This is a genomic window from Xanthomonas sp. SHU 199, from assembly GCF_000364665.1.
Taxonomy (GTDB): Bacteria; Pseudomonadota; Gammaproteobacteria; order Xanthomonadales; family Xanthomonadaceae; genus Xanthomonas_A; species Xanthomonas_A sontii.
This window is the reverse complement of record NZ_AQOI01000454.1, coordinates 1-2,724: the sequence shown is the minus strand read 5'-3', so window position 1 is coordinate 2,724 and position 2,724 is coordinate 1. Positions and strand designations below refer to the sequence as shown.

General features: G+C 67.7%; 4 protein-coding genes. All 4 read left to right on the top strand.

Features of this window, described 5'->3' with window-relative positions:
* Positions 1 to 234: 234 nt before the first annotated feature.
* Entirely contained in the window at positions 235 to 1,557 is a 1,323-nt protein-coding gene (fliD, locus tag D183_RS0114440; RefSeq protein ID WP_026144484.1) for a flagellar filament capping protein FliD, read from the top strand.
* A 148-nt stretch (positions 1,558 to 1,705) separates the two neighbouring features.
* Entirely contained in the window at positions 1,706 to 2,125 is a 420-nt protein-coding gene (fliS, locus tag D183_RS0114435; RefSeq protein WP_010341674.1) for a flagellar export chaperone FliS, read from the top strand.
* Entirely contained in the window at positions 2,122 to 2,421 is a 300-nt protein-coding gene (locus tag D183_RS0114430) for a hypothetical protein (RefSeq protein WP_017909625.1), read from the top strand. Before fliS ends, D183_RS0114430 begins: the two co-directional genes overlap by 4 nt.
* Positions 2,418 to 2,724: PilZ domain-containing protein (locus D183_RS24860; RefSeq protein ID WP_017909624.1), on the top strand; the 307-nt coding region annotated here is incomplete at its 3' end. The genes D183_RS0114430 and D183_RS24860, both read left to right, overlap by 4 nt.

The following is a 2,724-nucleotide window of genomic DNA, read 5'->3' as shown; positions in this document are numbered from 1 at the left end:
GCCGCAGAGCGTGCTGAGCCTGCTCCAGGGCTAAGCACGGACGCACCGCAACGCACCACGGGGCCCCTCCGCAAGGAGGGGCCTTTTTTTTGACGCCCTGGATGCGGCACAGGATTTGCATGGCAACGGGGAGCCGTCGCAACGCGCAGGCGCCGCTCAAGAAGCGCTCCCGCGCGCCGATACCCCCCTCAGCCGCTGGCGCACCGCGTGCCGGCCACCTCAAGGACCGCCACCATGTCCACCACTGGAATCGGCTCAGGCCTGGACATTCCCAGCTTCGTCGCCAAACTGGTGGCGAAGGAACGCCAGCCGCAGGAAGACCGGATCAACCGCGACGGTACCGCTTCCAGCGCGCAACTGTCGTCCTTGAGCACGATCAAGAGCGCGCTGTCCAACCTGCAGACGGCGATGAGCACGGTGTCCGACAGCGCCGACAAGGGCGCCTACAAGGCGACCATCGACGACGGCGCCGGCTATACCGCCACCGTGACCTCCAGCGCCAACGCCGGCAAATACGGCATCGAGGTGGTGAAACTGGCGCAGTCGCAGAAACTGACCTCGTCGGCCTACGCCAGCGGCGCCGTCGTCGGTGGCGGCACCCTGACCATCGCCTACGGCAGCACCACGCTCAACATCAACGTCGATGCCGGCAGCAAGCTCAGCGACGTGGCCGCCTTCATCAACAAGGCCGCCAACGGTGCCGGCGTGACCGCCAGCGTGGTCACCGCCGACGATGGCGACCATCTGGTGCTCAACGCGGTCGACACCGGCACCAAGGGCGCCCTGACCATCACCACGTCCGGTGGCGACGGCGGCCTGGCCAAGCTCACCTACCCGCCCGGCAACAACGGCGGGCTGACCCAGACCATCGCTGCCGCCGATGCGGTGGTGAAAGTGGACGGCTTCCAGCGCACCTCCAGCAGCAACACCATCGCCGACCTGGTGCCCGGCGTGGCCATCAATCTCACCAAGGCCGTGGCCGGCACCAGCTTCAATCTCAACATCACCAACGACAACACCCCGCTGAAGGCCAATCTGACTGCCCTGGTCAGCGCCTACAACTCCGCCAACAGCGTGCTCAAGTCGTCCAGCGCCTACGACGCCACCAACAAGAAGGCCTCGCCGATGACCGGCGATGCGATGGTGCGCGGCCTGCAGCAGTCGCTGCGCCGGCTGGTCAGCGACAACGTGAGCGGCCTGATGGCGATGGGCGTGACCATCGACAAGGACGGGGTGATGAGCTTCGACAGCGCCAAGTTCGACACCGCGGCGGCCGCCGATCCGTCGGCGGCCAAGACCCTGCTCGGCAACAACGGCAGTTTCGGTACCGGCATGAGCACGCTGCTGAAGAGCAACCTGGACAGCACCAGCGGCACCCTGATCCAGCGCACCAACTCGCTCAACAAGCACATCTCCGACCTGACCGACCAGCTCAGCGATCTCGACAAGCGCATGCAGACCCTGACCGATCAGTACACCGCACGCTTCACCGCAATGAACCAGTTGGTCACCCAGATGCAGAGCGTGAGCGACAGCCTGACCAAGCAGTTCAGCTGACGCGCGCGCGGCCGCGCGGCTCAAGTCGAGACGCGTGGCGGCCGATAGAAAGAGTATCGACAGTCATTACGGATTGGCCGCAGCAACCGCAGCGTCGCCGCTCACCGGCGCGGCGCGGAGGCCAGCCGATCCACCCGAGGAGTTTTCCATGTACGGTTCCAGCCGCCAGTACGCCGAGCAATATCGCAAGATGGGCATTTCCACCAGCGTCACCGATGCCGATCCGCACAAGCTGGTCGCCATGCTGTTCGCCGGCGCCTGCCAGCGCATCCGCCAGGCCCAGGCCTGCCTCGCGCAGGGCGACCAGGCACGCAAGGGCAAGGCGATCGGCGAGGCCTGCGCCATCGTCGGCCATCTCAACGGCTCGCTCGACCACGAGGCCGGCGGCGAGATCGCCGGCAATCTGTCGGCGCTCTACGACTACGTGATGCACCGGCTGACCGAAGCCAACCTGCACAACGACGACGCCGCGCTGACCGAAGCGCTGGAACTGCTCAGCGAGATCGACGCGGCCTGGGCCGCCATTCCCGCGCAGCAGCGCGAACTGGCCACGGCGAACGCGTCGTGAACATCCAGCTCGCCGACCTGCACAACGACCTGCACGAGTTGCGCGAGGTCCTGCGTGGCGACGACTACGCTCTGGCCCAGGCCATGGTCGCCGACCACGCGCGGCACCTGCAGGCGTATCTGCAGCAGGACGGCGCCGACCGCTCGCGCGAGGCATTGAAGCCGTTGCTGGCCCTGCAGCAGGCGGTGACCGCGCAGATGCGCATGGAGCGCGACCATGCCGCGGCTTGGCTGCGCAGCAGCCGCCAGTCCAGCCACGCCGCGCGGCTCTATTCGCAGGCCGGAATGCTGGGATGAACACCGGCTCGGACGGCGCGGCGCAGCACCCGGCCGACGCCGAGCTGTTCCACGACACCCTCAGTTGCGAACTGGCGCTGCCGGCGGATTTCCGCCTGGGCAACGGCGCCGGCCGGCTCGCTGCCGGCGAAGCGCTGTTGCGCAGCCTGGCGCAGATCGAGGATCTGCGCGGCGAGGACGGCAGCGACGACCGCAGCGAGTCCACCGCGCAGACCCAGCGGATGGAGGCCAAGCTCGACCTGATGCTGGTGCTGCTGGGCCGGCTGGCCCGCCAGCACGAGGATGCCCTGCCGCTGCGGCCGC

Coding starts and splice junctions, on each gene's coding strand:
- fliD (WP_026144484.1), top strand. CDS start 235: ATGTCCACCACTGGAATCGGCTCAGGCCTGGACATTCCCAGCTTCGTC.
- fliS (WP_010341674.1), top strand. CDS start 1,706: ATGTACGGTTCCAGCCGCCAGTACGCCGAGCAATATCGCAAGATGGGC.